Here is a 16365-nt window from a genome sequence, read left to right on the forward strand (position 1 = left end):
TTGGAAGTTAGTGATTGTATAAAAACAGGCACAGCCACTTATGAAACGCCGACCTTTCATTTACTGAACCCTATATTACAATTGCTAACGTTTATTTCGGTCGGCGCCTACCTGTACGCGTCCTATAGGCTGATAGAGGGCTTTTACCGGGGCCTGAAATTTAACCTGGGAGACCGGTACCGGTACGAATTGCGGTGGCTGCAAAATTTAGTGATAGGTTTCGGCCTGTTATGGCTATTGTGGATACCTTTTACAGCCGCAGACTATTTTTATTACCATTACCAATTAAGTATATATGCTTATTATCCTTTATATCTCCTTTTAGCGGTAATGGCCATCTGGATGGCAGCCATGGCTTTTTTAAGACTGGAGGCTGGCGTGCTGGTTGAGACCCCTCCGTTTTTAAAGCCACCGCTGCCTGCGGAGCTAAAGCAAAGGGGTATCTGGCTGAAAAAGACGGTGAAAGCCAAGCTGTATTACCAGGATCCGGAATTAAGTTTAAGCTCGCTGGCTGAAAAGCTTGAGCTGACTACCCATGAACTATCGCGCATAATCAATACAGTGCTCAAAAAAAGCTTCAATGATTTCATTAATGAATATCGCGTTGCGGACGTCGTTCAGAAAATGCAGGACTCCGCATCTGACCATATCACCTTGCTGGGTATTGCATTTGAATCGGGATTCAATTCCAAAACTACTTTTAACCGCACTTTCAAACAAATGACCGGGAAAAGCCCGGCTGAATATAAAAATGATCTGAAAAAAGAGCGCCCATCTTATAATTTGGGGCGTTATCCCGGGTTTGTGAAGGTAATTTCGTTTCAGGAAGCCACTCACAGGTGGTCTCATGACAAATCAAATCGCAATTATATGTTTAAAAATTATTTCAAAATAGCACGGCGCAACCTGGTACGCAATAAAAGCTATGCCGCTATTAATGTTACTGGTCTGGCTGTCGGTATTGCCGTTTGTATGGTGATCTTTATCATTATACAATTTCAAACAAGTTTCGATAATTTTCACTCAAAAAAAGATCGCATCTATCGCGTGTTAACCGAATATCACCACGCAGAATCAGCAAGTATTTCTTATGGGAAAGACGTCCCTTTTCCAATGCCCTTAGGATTGAAAACGGCTTTTCCCCAAATAGAACAGGTAGCTCCAATTTTTGCAAGCCACGATGATCAGTTGCTGATACCTGATAATAATGGGACGCCTGTAAAAGTATTTAAAGAGCAGAGGGGTGTATTTTACGCAGGGCCTTCGTTCTTTAAAATATTTGATTTTCCGCTGCTTGCTGGTTCATATAACTCGTTAAAGGACCCTAACAATGTATTCCTCACCAAAGAGATTGCGGAAAAATATTTCGGCGACTGGAAAACAGCGATGGGCAAAACCATTAAACTGCAAGCAGGCGGCTTTATATTTGAGCACGGTACCGACGTATTGAAAGTTTCGGGCATCCTTGCCGCCATACCTGCAAATACCGACTTTCAGCTAAAACTTGTTGTGGCCTTTGGAACAGGCTTTACCGGAGATTACCTGGCAAAATCTGCAGATTGGGCTGAAACGGTACCTGACTTTGGTTGTTATGTTTTGTTGCCGCCGAATATTGCTGTCGACAATTTTAATCAACAACTAAGAGCATACTCACGAAAGGCGGAATCTTCCGGCAATAAGGATAGTCATATCATACAATCATTAAGTGCGGTGCATTATGACGCAGAAGCCGGTAATTACAGCAACAAAACAATCAGTCATCAACTGCTCAATGTATTGTGGCTGATTGCGGCATTCATTCTGTTAATTGCTTGCGTAAACTTTGTCAACCTCTCTACGGCGCAAGCTGTTAACCGTGCAAAGGAGGTTGGTGTAAGAAAAGTTTTGGGGAGTAATAAATCTCAACTGCAAATTCAATTCATCGTTGAAGCATTTTTGATAGTTACAGGTGCCGTAATGCTTGCAGCAGTTATTACAATTTTGGCATTACCTTATGTAAGTAAATTATTAGAACTTTCGCTTTCATTCGACATATTGAATAATCCTGCAATTATTTTATTCCTTTTAACGGTAACAATTGTTGTAACCGCACTTGCCGGTTTTTATCCTGCTATTGTTTTATCACGTTTTAATCCTGTTAATGCTTTAAAGAGTAAACTTACAGCAAGCCCTGCAAAGGGAATTTCATTACGAAGAGGATTGGTGGTTTTTCAATTCATCATTGCACAGGCACTCATCATCGGGACACTCATCATTGTAAAGCAAATGGATTATTTCATGGATCAACCCTTGGGCTTTGATAAAGATGCAATTGTAAACGTTCCGTTCCGGGTAGATAGTCTTCGCATCGCCAGGCTGGAATATTTAAAGAACCAGTTATTATCAGTAAATGGCGTGCAGGCAGTAAGCTACAGTTCAAACACGCCGGTTGAAGATGCTAATGATACCTGGAGCGCAATAAGATTTAACCACGCGATAAAAGAAACAGATTTTAAAGCTATTACCAAATTCGCCGACGAGGGCTACGTGCCGGCTTATAAATTACAGCTGATAGCCGGTAGAAATTTGCAGCCTTCCAAAATGACAAAAGAATTTTTGGTGAATGAATCCCTCGTGGAAAGTTTAGGGCTTAAAAAACCGGAGGATATATTGAACAAAGAAATAAGCATATGGAGCGACAATATAAAATGCCCGGTTGTTGGTGTGGTGAAAGATTTTAATGACAGGTCTTTCCGCAATAATCTTGCGCCATTGGTTATTACCCAAGACGTCGCCATGTACAACCAGGTTGGGATAAAACTTGCAACGACAAACATTTCTTCTACAATGTTAGCTGTTAAGAAAATATTTGATCGAACATTTCCGGATTTTGTTTATGAATACAAGTTTCTTGATGATAAAATTGCAAGTTTTTACAAACAGGAAAACCAGTTATCGGCTTTGTATAAAATTTTTGCAGCCATCGCCATATTCCTTAGCTGTCTTGGGTTGTATGGTTTAGCCTCATTCATGGCAGTGCAGCGGATAAAAGAAGTTGGTATCCGTAAAGTACTTGGTGCTACTGCAGGCAGTATTGTTTATTTGTTTTCAAAAGAATTTATCATACTCATTGCAATTGCCTTTGCGATTGCTACACCCATTGCATGGTATTACATGCACCAATGGTTGCAAGCTTATGCTTATCGTATCACTATCAGTTGGTGGTTAATTGCTGCAGGCGGACTTGCTGCCATAATTATTGCACTTGCAACGATAAGTTTCCAGGCAATAAAAGCAGCAAAAGCAAACCCGGTGAAGAGTTTGAGGAGTGAATAGCAATTTGCCAGAGCATTAACATGAGATTTGGGAGTTAGTTGAAACGCAATAAAGATGCTTTCCGGGTTAAAATGCAGGATGGATTCATATCCAAATCGGTATCAGAGGGAATTTAACCCGGTGTATTGGTTCGGGACCAGGTGGGTGCACTTCAATAAAAAAGCCGTTTCTCCGCGAGGAAAACGGCTTTTTTGCTTCTAAGAGCAGAGATAGGACGCTTTGGGGTACTGATTCGGCAATCACCAATTGCAAGCAGTTTAGAGTTAAGGAAAAATATATGTGGTACTTAAAAACAAGGCGTAACAATTGCCGATAATGCTATTATCCGGACAATTTAAAAGCGTTTTTTTAGCTGATGTTAATAATCGAACAAGCCCGAAACTCTACTATAATTTCAATTCAGAAGAAGAGAAAAATAAGCTTCAATATCTTCGCGCTGAAAATCTCTTCTGTATATTGCGACTTCCAGGGCAATTGAGAATTTGTAATTAGTGGAGTTGGAACAAAATCAGAAATGACAAATTGTGGCAATTTAATCCTTTATTGAAACGTAGGCCCAATGACTCATATTAACAAATACAGCATATTCTAACCTAAATTTATAGTACATAAACTTGTATAGTTCCGTTCTGCTTTAGTTTAATTTGGTGTCCTGATTTGTATTTTTGATTAATGATATCATCTATTTTACCAAACGTTTTAACAGTATGGCCGTACAAGACATTCCGATCCCGCAAAAAGAAGCCGCCGGGCAGGCAGCTGTTCAGGGCGATGTAGCTGCCCTGGAGCATTTTTTGAAACAGTATCATGATCACCCGGATCTGAGGCAACATTACAGTGCGGCGGGTTTTAACCCGGAAAACGGCAATGAGGACAACGCAAAACGGATCATAGCGCATACCCATTATTTCAATACCTGGGCTGAATATGAAAGATTTCAAACGCACCTGCAGAACGATCTTGCGCTCCGGCATTTTGAACAGGCTGCAGATGCCATCTTTTCCGGTGATACCGCCACTCTGAAAGCCTTGCTGGAACAAAACCCGGAACTGATTACGGCACGTTCGGTGCGTAACCATCATTCTACGCTGTTAAACTATGTGGGTGCCAACGGCTTTGAAGGTTACCGGCAAAAGACGCCCAAAAACGCGATGGAAATAGCAGAAATACTTTTAGCTGCAGGCGCTGAAGTGGATGCCTGGGGGGATATGTACCGGGGCGCATCCACGCTTGGACTGGTGGCGACCAGCGTCCACCCCGTTATCACCGGCGTGCAGAAAGAACTGATGGATCTCCTCATCCGGCATGGAGCTGACCCAAACCATGCGGTAGCGCCGGATTATACGGACGGTAACCTGATCCTGGCCTGCCTGCACAATGGAAGGGGCGAGCCTGTTAAATACCTCGCTGGAAAAGGCGCTGAAGTAGACCTGGAAGGGGCCGGGGGCGTCGGCGACCTGGAAAAGGTAAAATCGTATTTTAGCGGTGGCCGGCTGACCGATCAGAAAATGGAACCCAAACGGGACGGCTGCCTGATGTGGGCCTGTGAATACGGGCACCTTCCTATCGTCCATTATTTGTTAGGTACCGGTATGAACGTGAATACCAGCTGGAATGGCACCACCCCGTTGCACTCCGCGGCTTTCGGCGGGCAGACGGCCATTGTTCGCCTGCTGCTGGAAAAGGGCGCAGCAATGGAAGCCCTCAACGCCTACGATGGCACTGTACTTGGAACCACCATTTGGGCGTTCTACAATAACCGCAAACCCGCCCATCCGGAAATCATGGAAACCCTGATCGCCGCCGGGGCGCAGGTGAAAGATGATTGGCAGGTTTATATCAACGATATACGAAGTAAAACGTGATACAAACCCACTTCCACGAGCAATCGTAGCTATGTGCCTTCATTATAAAGTTCACTATCAAATTTTGCCAGGTCTGAAGCCGTTGTGATAATAGGAAAGCCATCAAATGCATTATTAGACAGCTATTTGTGGCACATATCCTACACTAAACATATTTACAATAGACCGTGGAGTCAGTACGGGTAATTTCTTAATCTCCGGGAAGTCGATAGGCTTTTCATATCCGCCAGGCAACCATAAATATAATTGATTATCCTTCACCAAATAAGATTTATCCATATAAGACACAAAGGTGCCGTTGGGAAGTGCACGCAGATCTTCTTCGTAGGTCACCTTTGATTTGTCCGCTGCTATCCTTTCTGCCTGGATAATTTCATCGATCAGCGCGACAGTTGTTTTCATATGAAAGCCATATTGCGGATTACCTTTTATCCAAAGTCGCTTGAAATGTTGATTGTCTGCGTGCCGGCACTGGGCGCAGGGCCGGTGCCCGGCCGAAAATGCGGTGGCCTCATCCAGGAAAAAGAGCTCTGTCCAGCGGTCAGGCTGCATTACCTCCCGATGTCTGCCCCTAAACTCCAGAACGCAGGTGATCCATGCCTTTACTTTATAGGGGCGGATAATTTCCTGCTGATGGTTGTGCAATACACCCCGGTTTCCAAGCCAGGCCCCGCGCTCGGGGGTCCTGATAATTTTTCCGAATGGATCTACTCTATTCTGTAACATAGTCATTAAGCGTTTTGAGATACTTGTCTATATAAAATTGCTTTTGCTTGTTCCTGCATTCAATAAGCGGCAATGTTTATTGCTTGCTTATCTTCCTAATGAGGGATTTTCACCTGTTTTTATCATATTTTGCTTTCTGTGATAAATGTCTCCCCCATGTTTACCGTGATACCGTTAGGTCAAATTTACCTAAAATTCCGCCCCTTAACGTTCAGGCAACTATTGTTACCAATTATATGGTATTATTATTGAAGCTTCTTGCCTGGTTTAATTTCTTTATTATTTACATGTAAACTATGGAACTCACCGAAATCATCCGGCAACGGATCAGGAAAGAAGGTCCGGTTTCTTTTCATGATTTCATGGAAATGGCCTTATACCACCCTGAACAGGGATATTATATGGCAGCTCAGGATAAAATTGGCAAGAGCGGGGATTTCTATACCAGTTCAAACCTTGGGCCGGTATTTGGGGCCATGATAGGCCGGCAACTGGAAGAAATGTGGCATTTAACAGGTGAAAACGAATTTACCGTCGTTGAATATGGCGCAGGGACCGGCGTTCTCTGCCATGATATTTTAGATTATCTGAAAAATAATCTCCAATTATATAATCAGCTTCATTACGCCATTATTGAAAAAAGCCCGGCCATGCGCGAAAAGGAAAAAATGCATTTGCATGAAAAGGTCGACTGGTATGATTCCATTCAGGATCTTCCTGATATTACCGGCTGCATCATATCCAATGAGCTGGTCGATAACTTCCCGGTTCACCAGGTAATGATGGAAGATGAACTGATGGAGGTTTTTGTGGACTATCGGAATGGTTTTGTAGAATTGCTCAAGCCTGCACCGGAAGAGATCAAAGCTTATCTTTCAGATCTGAACGTGATTTTGCCCCAGGGGTTCCGGGCAGAAGTTAACCTGGAAGCTACCCAATGGATAGCAGCAATTGCAGCATCCTTAAAAAAAGGTTATGTCATGACTATAGATTACGGTTATGCTGCCGAAGATTTATACAAGCCTTGCAGAAGCCAGGGTACCCTGCTTTGTTATCACCATCACCAGGTCAACGATCAGCCATATCAGCATGTGGGTAAACAGGATATCACCGCACATGTCAATTTTTCGGCTTTATGCCATTGGGGGCTCAGGAGCGGATTGACCTGCTGCGGCTTAACCAGCCAGGCCCAGTTCCTGCTGGCACTCGGTTTTAAAGAATATTTGAGAACGACAGCGGCCCAAACCGGTAATATTATGCAACTGGCTATGGATGAGGTCATGCTGACACATACCTTGTTAGTAGATATGGGAAGCAAATTTAAAGTACTCATCCAGCAAAAAGGAATGGCGGGGACAGAACAACTGTCGGGCCTAAAACTTTCTTAACGAAATTAAGCAGGAAAAGACAAAGTTCGGACTACTTAAGGTTTCCTGACCCTAAACGGATTTCCATATTTTAAATACGTTTTCCTTTTCATTTGGGGCCCGGATGACCAGGAATAAATTTTCTTCCCTTTCGGGATAATGCCGGTCAATAACTTTTTGCAGTTGCAGGATCAGGTTACCCATGCGCCGGGCAAAGTCATCATTGCTGATCTGTACGACCACCTGGCCCGGATGAGGTGAAATCGTGCAATCAAAGGCACATTCCCTTTTTACTACTTCTGCAATGTTTACATTTAATATTTCCATTATTCTTTATCCCTTTTTTTGTTCTGCTTTCCTTATATTCTTTATCCCTTTTAATACGATTCCCGGGTCATGTTTTACAGAATTGACGAGTTAATAATTGGCTTAATTTATTGCTTGAAATTTAAACAAAGAACAACCCTGATTAACTATAGTTTTAATTATTTTCGTTTGTTATTATAAAAAATTATCATCCCCGGATAAACCGGCCACCAGATCGAAATAAAACAAATAGCGGAGGGGCTTTTTTATAATGAATCAGCAGGCAATCACAAAAAAATATTTGTTAATGATTGATTATAAGTAATAGAAGCTAAAAAGATTGTAAGAATGTATGCGGAGATGGCAAAAAACATGGGAGCTATTGAGATTAATCCCTGATCCTGGTATTATTCATGTGGATGAAGCTTCTTTTCGACATAGCAGATACGGTTATAAAGATCCTCCCGGGCAGATATCTGCATTGTTTTCTTTTCACATTCAAAATAGCAAAAAGCCCGGCTTTTGCCAGGCTCCTGCAATAATTTAATACAGATTATTTTGCGTTTTTCTTTTCAGTTACTTCCTTGCGGATATCTGTTGCGGTAACTTTTAGCTGTTGCATAGCATTGCGTAAACGGGTCCCTGCTGCTTTGTTGCCCTTTTCGTAAAATGCGGCTGCATCTTGTTCTGTTGTTTCAATAAGTTCTTTAAGTGCTGTGAATTTTTGCATGTTGCTATAATTTTTATTTAAGCCCGCGAAATTATAAAAATCTTTTTAACTGCCTATTCTTGGGCGTTTCTTTTTGAAGGGCTTTTGAGTGCTATTTACCTTTTTAGCTGCCTGCACCTGGTTGGCTATGGGAGCCGGGCTGTTTTCAGCAATCCTTACGCTGATTTTCCGGTCATCGATCTCAGCGCCATCCAGCGCGGCAATGGCCCGATCTGCTCCTGCCTGATCATCCATATGCACAAAACCAAATCCTTTGCTTTCCCCGGATCCCTTATCAGTAACAATTGTTACCATACCAACAAGCCCGTGGGAACTAAAAAGTTCCATGAGCTCAATTTCGTCCATATCCCGCGGGATCCCTACAATAAATAGTTTGGTCATGCTGATCTTTTTCAAATGCAAATATAAGAAGCTATCGCAGAATTATTTAAGATCAGTTTTAGAATCGGTTAACGATGAAATATATGCTGCGTTTCGGTTACCAGGGCCTGCATTAACTCCGTTGCTTTGGTATGTTTTAAATTAACTGCGTTTTGCCCCGACCAGAAATTAATCATATCAGTTTTTCCCTGGTCTAGCGCAGCAGCTCTTAGTGGCCCCATTAGCCGGGTTTGCAGTGGAAATGGCAGCACCCCGGTTTCATATTTAACTTCTTCTGAAATACGGTTGCGGATCATCCTGCCCATACGGCCGGTCAACGACTTGGAGAGTACGGTGTATTTTGATTCATCAGAAAAAAGCGCGGCTTTATGAACCGGTGTAGCATTTGATTCATCAGTAACTAAAAAAGCTGTTCCTAACTGTACGGCATCTGCACCCAAGGTTAGTGCGGCTGCGATGCCCTTAGCGTCAGCAATGCCTCCTGCCGCAATCACAGGGGTTTTTACTTTGGCTTTTAACTGCTGGATCAAAGCAAATATTCCTGTTAAAGAATCATGTGCAGGCCTGATGAATGATGGCCTGTGGCCGCCCGCCTCAAACCCGGCAGCAACAATAGCGTCAACCTTTGCTTCTTCCAAAGCCAAAGCTTCATCAAGCGTTGTAGCTGCCCCAACAGTTTTAATGCCAAGCCTGCGGCATTCGTCCAGTATCTCCCTGGATGGTATACCAAATATAAAACTGAACACTGCAGGCCTGATCTCAAAGATGGCTTCAACCTGTTTCAGAAATTTTGAAGGGATCCTGGTATCAAGATCAGGCAGCGGAATGCTCAGCTCATCAAAATATGGTTTAAACAGCTCCTTCACGTTCTCCAGGCTTTCAGCAGGATAATCAGCTAAGCTGTCATCGACGTCTGAAACCCAGAGATTGATATTATAGGGCTTATCTGTTTTCGCCTTTATGACGCTGTTAGCTTCCAGTATCTGTTCGGGGCTAAGAGTGTAGGCCCCAAAGCTGCCCAGACCGCCCGCATTCGATACTGCGGCCAAAAGCTCAGGCGTTGAAAAGCCGCCGCCCATTGGGCCTAACAGTATGGGATATTTGATGCCTAAAAGTGCGGTTATTTTGGTTTGGTTCCACATGGTTTAAACATTTACATTGGTTAATAATTTGATAGCACAAAGGACGGCAGGAAATTTAAGGTACTTATGTGATGTATATCACATTCGCGCGGTGTTATTTATGGGCATTGTAAAGCCTGCTGAGCGTTTCCCTTGAAACGCCGAGGTAAGCGGCTATGAGGTGTTTGGGGACCATGTTATAAAGCTGGGGATATAATGCCAGCAGTTCTTCATAACGGGCTCTGGTATCGTTATTCATAAATGACAATAACCTTTTTTGGGAAGCCAGGTACCCTCTGTTGGTCCGCCAGCGGAAAAAATGTTCGGCCTGGTGTAACTCGCTGCATATTTTTTCGCGGTCGTGATTGGAAAGGCAAAGCACTTCTGCATCGGTGATACAATCTATATTGATAGTGGCCCCGGTTTGATTGTATAAGGCGCCGTAATCAGAGGTCCACCAGGTAGGCATAGCAAACTGCAGGATGTACATTTTGATCTCATCATTGATGAAAAAGGCTTTTAAGCAGCCGGAAATTACAAAGTATTCATGGTCTACCTTCTCACCCTCACTGATCACTGCCTGCCCTTTTTTGTAGGATTGCGGTTTGAAATGAGAAAAAAAATAATCGAACTGCTCATCGGTCAATGTGGCTGTTTTGGCGATATGTTGTTTTAATATTTCTTTCGCTTCCATTTGTGTGGTTTGATAGGTTTGTTTACTATACCGGAATGATCCCAAAATTATTCATTCTTTGATTAATATTTATGGTCTTCCTGAATTAGAGAAGACCATGGAAGGCCGGCGAACCTGGTTTTAAATTTTTAGTTTCTCAATAATTTGTAACTTTAATTGTCCATAAATTGAGCGATCTGCTTCCCAAGCTGACATGGCAGCATGCCAATTGCATATTTATAATAAACCGGTCGAAGAGGCGAAGGAATATAGAACGCTGCTTAATTAAAAAAATTTCAGGTTTAAAAATGACTAGTTCAAGATCAACTTAGTCCGCTTAACGTATTTGGTGATTCGCCACAACCTCTTATCCAATTCCTCTTTTTGAGCTTTGCCCGGCTGGTAATCATCAGATAAGTCATCCTCAAGCAAAGTATAAATAGCTTTGCCAAATAAGAAGCTACATTAAAAAAAGTCACTGGGGGCAACCTATTGCCCGATTAGAACAGGTTAATTAACAGAAAATATTCCCCTCAAATCAGTCAGAAAATGTTCCATTAGTTTCTTTGCACAGGGGTTATCCTAAACTCTTTTTTCAGATTACTCCTTAGAATTCCAATAAAATGAAACTGACCGATTTTGTCTTCTGTAAGCTGTTTGAAAAGGTTGTCGGATGTTTCAATCATCCTATTATTAAAGGAGTGTATGATATCTCCACTAAGAATGCCGGCTTTTTCAGCCGGACTACCGGTGGCAACATCTGAAATAAACAGTGCCTGTTTATTTGGAAGGGCATGCATGGCCCTCAGCTTAGGTACCAATTCTATCTGCTGCATAACAATACCCAGGTAGGCTCTTTTTACCTTTCCAAACCGAATCAGCTGGCTGGCAATTTCTTTTGCGGTATTAATGTTAATTGCAAAACAAAGGCCCTGTGCTCCGCGGATTGCAGCGGTGTTTACGCCGATTACTTCACCATCTGCATTAATAAGCGGCCCGCCCGAGTTGCCTGGATTTAAAGCGGCATCTGTCTGAATCATGCTATCCATCATTCTTCCATTCTGGCTTTCAAGCATTCTTCCCAGGGCGCTTACAACACCGGCAGTGACCGTGTGATGAAAGCCCAATGGATTACCAATGGCTATCACCAGTTGTCCGATTCTAAGCTGGTCAGCATCGCCGAGTTTTACCGGGGTAAAATCTGCGTCAGATATTTTCAGAATCGCCAGATCTGTGTCCGGATCTTCACCTATCAATGTAGCCTGCCTGCAAGCGCCATCATGTAATTTAACTTTGATGTTTGTGGAGTTATGTACCACATGACTATTAGTGAACAAATAACCATCAGATGAGAACAGAAAGCCTGAACCTGTACCTGACAGTTGCTCTTTTTTATTGGTGTTATTGAATATTTCGATTTTAACTACTGCTGTTTTAACTTTTTCGACAGCATCGATAATTGTAGCTGAATAGCTATCCATAAGAATCCTTTCAATGTAGGCTCACAAAACACGTTCCTATTAACTTATCATACCATCTCAAACCTCAGATCAGGATAAAATGGCTGATTATGGAAGTAAAGGATGTTAAAGTGTCAGGTTAAGACTTTTACACACTGGTTAACCTGTTATCGACTCTTGTGTTTTGCCTTAAGGCGAGGGGTTTATCCCAACCGGAGAGATTAAACCAATCTTCAATCTTGCAATGTTCTTTTGCCTCAGCCCCTTTGAAAGAATATTCGCCGGATCCCCGATCATATCTGTAATCTTTCATCCACTCCTGAAAATGAGATGCAGTCAATTCAATCGCGTCCATAATAAAATCAATTTCTGCATTGGTCATAATTGGATGCACAGATAATCTGATCCAACCCGGTTTGCACAACAGATCTCCTGAATGGATCGAATTCAGTATTTCATAAGACCTGGTCTCATCAACATGCAGCAGCATGTGTCCATAAGTTCCGGCACAAGAGCAGCCGCCTCTTGTCTGAACTCCAAATCTGTCATTCAAGATCTTGGCGATCAAATTATGATGTGCCCCATTTACAATAAATGAAATGACACCCAGCCTTTTTTTAATATTCCCCTCAAAGATTTCAACATTTTTCATTTTTGAGAATCGTTCAAAAATGATATGCAATATTTCCTCTTCCCTCTTTAATATATTTTCAACTCCCATTTCTTCCTTCAACCGAACGCACATCGCTACTTTTATCCCTTGCAGAAATGGAGGAGTTCCGCCATCTTCCCGCTGTTCTATATCTGTGATGTATTCATGAACCTTCCATGGATTGCTGTACAATATAGTACCTCCTCCGGGCTGATCGGGAATCGTGCTTTTATAAATTCTTTTATTGAAGATCAAAACCCCCGATGTGCCCGGCCCACCCAAAAATTTATGGGGCGAAAAATAAATAGCATCTAAATGCGTGTCTTTTTCCCGGGGATGCATATTAATGTCGATATAAGGGGCAGAGCAGGCAAAGTCAACAAAACATAAACCACCGTATTGATGGACCATTTTTGCAATTTCATGATATGGGGTTTGAATTCCAGTTACGTTAGAACAGGCCGTAATTGCGGCTATTATGTTTTTCCGGTGCTTGAATTGTTCTAACAAGTTCCTGAAGCATTCTAAATCAACATTCCCATTTTCACCGGAACCAATAAGTTCAACATCTGCAATAGTTTCGAGCCAGGTGATATGGTTGCTGTAGTGTTCCATATGTGTTACAAAAACGATGGGTTTCAGCACCTCATCCAATTGAGCGCCTCCCTTTTTCATGTAATCCCCCATCCGCTCCGGTACCCTCAGCCCTAATATCCTTTGCAGTTTATTTACAGCGCTTGTCATTCCGCTGCCGCAAAAAACAAATACATCATCCTTATTTGCGTGAACATGGTGCTTAACAATGATCTTAGCCTTTGCATAAGCTTTGGACATCAATGTCCCTGTAATTGTAGTCTCTGTATGTGTATTTGCCACAAAAGGCATTATCTCTTTCTGTATGCGTTCTTCAATAGGCCGGTAAGCCCTGCCGCTTGCAGTCCAGTCTGCATAAATTATTTCTTTTTCTCCAAAAGGCGACTCAAAAGTTTGCTGATTGCCGATGACATTCCTTCGGAACGCGGAGAAAAAATTTTCCAATGCACTTTTTGGCGTCATCAGCATGGTCTGGTCATCGTACATGGAATACATTTTTGGTTAAAAGATCTTTTATTTTACTCGTGCAGAACTATTAATTCCAAACAAGTCATATGGCTTTTTACTAAACTGATCATTAAATAAAAAGACTGCCAGGACAATGTAGGCTATAAATCCAAAAACTATAAGCAGTTGGGCTATAGATGTTTTTTGGATATCCTGTTTTGATTTTACATCACAAACTTCGCCGGGGCAGTATTGCGCTTTTTCCTGGTAAACAAAACTATAAAGTTTACATGCCAGGCAAATACCAAACGCCGATTCAAAGAATAAGAAAATCAGGCACATCAGGCAGACAATACCCGTTATCGGGCTGTATGAATTTACTACCACCATGAAAATGAACATCGTGCCAGACAAAATCACACCAATTATCCATGCAAACTTTTTTTGTTTAGCCCCAACATATTCAGGCGCCTGGTTCCTGACGATTAAACGCCCGATGATCAATGAAGGAGAAAATTTAGGATTAACAAACACACGTATAACAAAATCAGTAAGGAATATAGTTATAGCATATTTTGCGAACAAAAAATCATTTTTGAACAGGATGAGCATCAATGCAAAAAGTATAGCTAAAAATAGTATCCCTGCTGATGCCCTTATTTCCCGTTCATTTAAAACAGGAATGTTATATCCTTCTACGGTTTCTCCGAATTGTATAACTTTTTTCATTGTTTATAGCTTTATTGTTTTGCTTATAATTGGATGATTTACAGTGTTTTTTGTTACAGAAATCAATATAAAACCATCTATCTTTTCATAAAATTATATTGGGTGGCCGGCATAAAAAAATTTATGTGACATGATGCGCGTCTGGCAGGATAACTGCACAATTTTCCGTGAAAACCAGCTTCCTGATGGAATAGATATTTCTGATTATCAAATCAATAGGATATATTTATATTATTAAAAGACGAAGGACTGGCCATGTTTTTCAAAAAATATACAAATTATATACTCTTTTTTCTTGCGTATATCGGAGCCCTGGTAATCGAAAAACCAACGTATTCAGTAGACAGTGTGCAAGCCTGTTTTTCTTACCTGTTTACTGTCATCGTACACTTTTCTGTGTTTGCGTTTTTGATATGGGCCAATAATGCTTTTATAATATCATACCTTCTGGAAAAGAAACTGTTCAGCTGGTATGTTGCAGGCCTCATCGTTTTAGTTTCGTTGTATACATTCTTCACCAGTAATTATAATCAATTTATCCATGGCGTTCTTTTTCATGATAAGCCTATCGAAACAAGCTCTGGTTTCTGGGATAATTTTGTATATGGCCTTTGCTGCAGCGTAATTGCATCAATGTTGTATGTAACGCAGAAATGGTCGGAACGTGAGGAGCAAGTTAAAAATATCCAGATCAACCAACTGCAAACGGAGTTGAAATACCTGCGTTCGCAAATTAACCCGCATTTCCTGTTTAATGGCCTCAATACTATTTACGGCTCTATCGACATGAGTAATCGTCAGGCGAGAGATATGGTGGTGCAATTTTCAGATCTCCTGAGATATAATTTGTATGAAGGGGATGTGGAAATGATAGAACTGGAGAAGGAAGTGAAATACCTGAAAAACTATGTTGCCCTGCAAAAAGCCCGGAGCAACGATAATATACAGGTTACATTAAAGGTAAACTATCAAAACAGCGGTGTCAAAATTGCTCCGCTCATTTTCATGGCTTTTGTAGAGAACGCTTTTAAGTATGTCTCAAGAGGCGATAATGGCATCAATAGCATCACCATCGGGTTGAATGAGGAAGCCGGCCAAATCGATTTCACCTGTGATAATTCTTATGATGAAGCGGAACCCGTCTCGGGCGGGATTGGTCTCAACAATGCAGAAAGGAGACTGGAACTATTATATAAAGATCATTACAGGCTTGATATTAAAAAAGAGCAGAACATTTATCACGTGCATTTAACGCTCTCGCTATGAAGAAACTCAGCTGTATTATTGTGGATGATGAACCCGTTGCCCGTAAAATATTGCATGAATTTGTGGAGCAGGTACCTTTTATGGACATGCAAGGCAAATTTGAGAATGCAATGAAGGCGGAAGCATTTTTGAAGAATAATATCGTCGACATTATTTTCCTTGATATTGAAATGCCAAAGGTTTCAGGCCTGCAGTTATTGCAAAAAATGCACATTGAATCCATTGTGATACTGACCACGGCTTTTCCTCAATATGCCCTGGAAGGGTATGAACTGGATATTATCGATTATCTTTTAAAACCTTTTGCCTTTAGTCGTTTCCTTAAAGCTGTGCAAAAGGCAAAGGACTATTACGGACTGAAGCATCTGGCGACTGCCACCCTGCAACCCTCTTATATCTTTATTAAAAGCGATAAGAGGATCGAAAAAATTGAACTCAATGATATTCTTTATGCCGAATGTATAGGTAACTATGTGTCCATCCACACCGCAGGCAAAAAGGTACTGGCCTATCTCACTATGAAAAGCCTGGAATCTCAGCTACCATTAAACGAGTTTATCAAGATCCATCAGTCGTACCTGGTCAACGCCTCCAAAATCGATGCTATAGAGGGTAACGAAATTAAGATTGGAAGCAGGTCATTGCCAATGAGTCGCAATAACCGGGAAATAGTGATGAATATCAAACACCAGCGGTTATTAAAAAGATGAAAAAAAACGGTGGTGAATTAGCG

Annotated in this window: 14 protein-coding genes; 5 read left to right on the forward strand and 9 right to left on the reverse strand. The window is 41.7% G+C overall.

What is annotated here, in order from left to right; all coding sequences use genetic code 11:
- Together JWQ54_RS10045 and JWQ54_RS10050 are read left to right on the forward strand one after the other, a co-directional pair.
- A partial coding sequence (locus JWQ54_RS10045; RefSeq protein WP_299583937.1) for an ABC transporter permease occupies nt 1-3315 on the forward strand: 3315 nt, incomplete at its 5' end.
- Between the two features lie 707 nt (nt 3316-4022).
- The gene (locus JWQ54_RS10050) at nt 4023-5180 is read left to right on the forward strand and encodes an ankyrin repeat domain-containing protein (RefSeq protein ID WP_299583940.1); all 1158 of its coding nucleotides are present in this window, start codon (nt 4023-4025) and stop codon (nt 5178-5180) included.
- Between the two features lie 114 nt (nt 5181-5294).
- Here the strand turns inward: JWQ54_RS10050 and JWQ54_RS10055 are convergent, their stop codons facing one another.
- A complete protein-coding gene (locus tag JWQ54_RS10055) occupies nt 5295-5906 on the reverse strand; it encodes a hypothetical protein (protein ID WP_299583943.1) in 612 nt (203 codons plus the stop codon).
- A gap of 296 nt (nt 5907-6202) precedes the next feature.
- On the opposite strand from JWQ54_RS10055, the gene JWQ54_RS10060 reads away from it, so the two are divergent.
- Nucleotides 6203-7294, forward strand: a complete 1092-nt coding sequence (locus tag JWQ54_RS10060) for an SAM-dependent methyltransferase (protein ID WP_299583946.1) — start codon at nt 6203-6205, stop codon at nt 7292-7294.
- 51 nt (nt 7295-7345) lie between these two features.
- On the opposite strand, the gene JWQ54_RS10065 is transcribed toward JWQ54_RS10060, so the two are convergent.
- The 8 genes from JWQ54_RS10065 to JWQ54_RS10100 form a co-directional block, all read right to left on the reverse strand.
- Nucleotides 7346-7600: a hypothetical protein gene (locus JWQ54_RS10065; protein WP_299583949.1), complete on the reverse strand. Its 255-nt coding sequence runs from the start codon at nt 7598-7600 to the stop codon at nt 7346-7348.
- A gap of 532 nt (nt 7601-8132) precedes the next feature.
- Nucleotides 8133-8309, reverse strand: a complete 177-nt coding sequence (locus JWQ54_RS10070; RefSeq protein ID WP_299583952.1) for a histone H1 — start codon at nt 8307-8309, stop codon at nt 8133-8135.
- Nucleotides 8310-8354: 45 nt separating this feature from the next.
- Nucleotides 8355-8690 carry an RNA-binding protein gene (locus JWQ54_RS10075; protein ID WP_299583955.1) on the reverse strand — a complete coding sequence of 112 codons (336 nt, stop codon included), beginning with the start codon at nt 8688-8690 and terminating at the stop codon, nt 8355-8357.
- Between the two features lie 68 nt (nt 8691-8758).
- Entirely contained in the window at nt 8759-9832 is a 1074-nt protein-coding gene (locus JWQ54_RS10080; protein WP_299583958.1) for a nitronate monooxygenase, read from the reverse strand.
- Nucleotides 9833-9926: 94 nt separating this feature from the next.
- Nucleotides 9927-10505 carry a Crp/Fnr family transcriptional regulator gene (locus JWQ54_RS10085; RefSeq protein ID WP_299583961.1) on the reverse strand — a complete coding sequence of 193 codons (579 nt, stop codon included), beginning with the start codon at nt 10503-10505 and terminating at the stop codon, nt 9927-9929.
- Between the two features lie 536 nt (nt 10506-11041).
- Nucleotides 11042-11965 (reverse strand): trypsin-like peptidase domain-containing protein, encoded by a 924-nt coding sequence (locus JWQ54_RS10090; protein WP_299583964.1) that lies wholly within the window; start codon nt 11963-11965, stop codon nt 11042-11044.
- Between the two features lie 127 nt (nt 11966-12092).
- Nucleotides 12093-13676 carry an aminotransferase class V-fold PLP-dependent enzyme gene (locus JWQ54_RS10095; protein ID WP_299583967.1) on the reverse strand — a complete coding sequence of 528 codons (1584 nt, stop codon included), beginning with the start codon at nt 13674-13676 and terminating at the stop codon, nt 12093-12095.
- A 27-nt stretch (nt 13677-13703) separates the two neighbouring features.
- Nucleotides 13704-14366 (reverse strand): DUF4395 domain-containing protein, encoded by a 663-nt coding sequence (locus JWQ54_RS10100; RefSeq protein ID WP_299583970.1) that lies wholly within the window; start codon nt 14364-14366, stop codon nt 13704-13706.
- Between the two features lie 255 nt (nt 14367-14621).
- On the opposite strand from JWQ54_RS10100, the gene JWQ54_RS10105 reads away from it, so the two are divergent.
- Entirely contained in the window at nt 14622-15632 is a 1011-nt protein-coding gene (locus JWQ54_RS10105) for a sensor histidine kinase (protein WP_299583973.1), read from the forward strand.
- Nucleotides 15629-16342, forward strand: a complete 714-nt coding sequence (locus JWQ54_RS10110) for a LytTR family DNA-binding domain-containing protein (RefSeq protein WP_299583975.1) — start codon at nt 15629-15631, stop codon at nt 16340-16342. The genes JWQ54_RS10105 and JWQ54_RS10110 overlap by 4 nt, the downstream gene beginning before the upstream one ends.
- Nucleotides 16343-16365: the final 23 nt, after the last annotated feature.

The sequence above is a fragment of the Mucilaginibacter sp. genome (genome assembly GCF_028288225.1).
Taxonomy (GTDB): domain Bacteria; phylum Bacteroidota; class Bacteroidia; order Sphingobacteriales; family Sphingobacteriaceae; genus Mucilaginibacter.

Coding starts and splice junctions, on each gene's coding strand:
- JWQ54_RS10050 (WP_299583940.1), top strand. CDS start 4,023: ATGGCCGTACAAGACATTCCGATCCCGCAAAAAGAAGCCGCCGGGCAG.
- JWQ54_RS10055 (WP_299583943.1), bottom strand. CDS start 5,906: ATGTTACAGAATAGAGTAGATCCATTCGGAAAAATTATCAGGACCCCC.
- JWQ54_RS10060 (WP_299583946.1), top strand. CDS start 6,203: ATGGAACTCACCGAAATCATCCGGCAACGGATCAGGAAAGAAGGTCCG.
- JWQ54_RS10065 (WP_299583949.1), bottom strand. CDS start 7,600: ATGGAAATATTAAATGTAAACATTGCAGAAGTAGTAAAAAGGGAATGT.
- JWQ54_RS10070 (WP_299583952.1), bottom strand. CDS start 8,309: ATGCAAAAATTCACAGCACTTAAAGAACTTATTGAAACAACAGAACAA.
- JWQ54_RS10075 (WP_299583955.1), bottom strand. CDS start 8,690: ATGACCAAACTATTTATTGTAGGGATCCCGCGGGATATGGACGAAATT.
- JWQ54_RS10080 (WP_299583958.1), bottom strand. CDS start 9,832: ATGTGGAACCAAACCAAAATAACCGCACTTTTAGGCATCAAATATCCC.
- JWQ54_RS10085 (WP_299583961.1), bottom strand. CDS start 10,505: ATGGAAGCGAAAGAAATATTAAAACAACATATCGCCAAAACAGCCACA.
- JWQ54_RS10090 (WP_299583964.1), bottom strand. CDS start 11,965: ATGGATAGCTATTCAGCTACAATTATCGATGCTGTCGAAAAAGTTAAA.
- JWQ54_RS10095 (WP_299583967.1), bottom strand. CDS start 13,676: ATGTACGATGACCAGACCATGCTGATGACGCCAAAAAGTGCATTGGAA.
- JWQ54_RS10100 (WP_299583970.1), bottom strand. CDS start 14,366: ATGAAAAAAGTTATACAATTCGGAGAAACCGTAGAAGGATATAACATT.
- JWQ54_RS10105 (WP_299583973.1), top strand. CDS start 14,622: ATGTTTTTCAAAAAATATACAAATTATATACTCTTTTTTCTTGCGTAT.
- JWQ54_RS10110 (WP_299583975.1), top strand. CDS start 15,629: ATGAAGAAACTCAGCTGTATTATTGTGGATGATGAACCCGTTGCCCGT.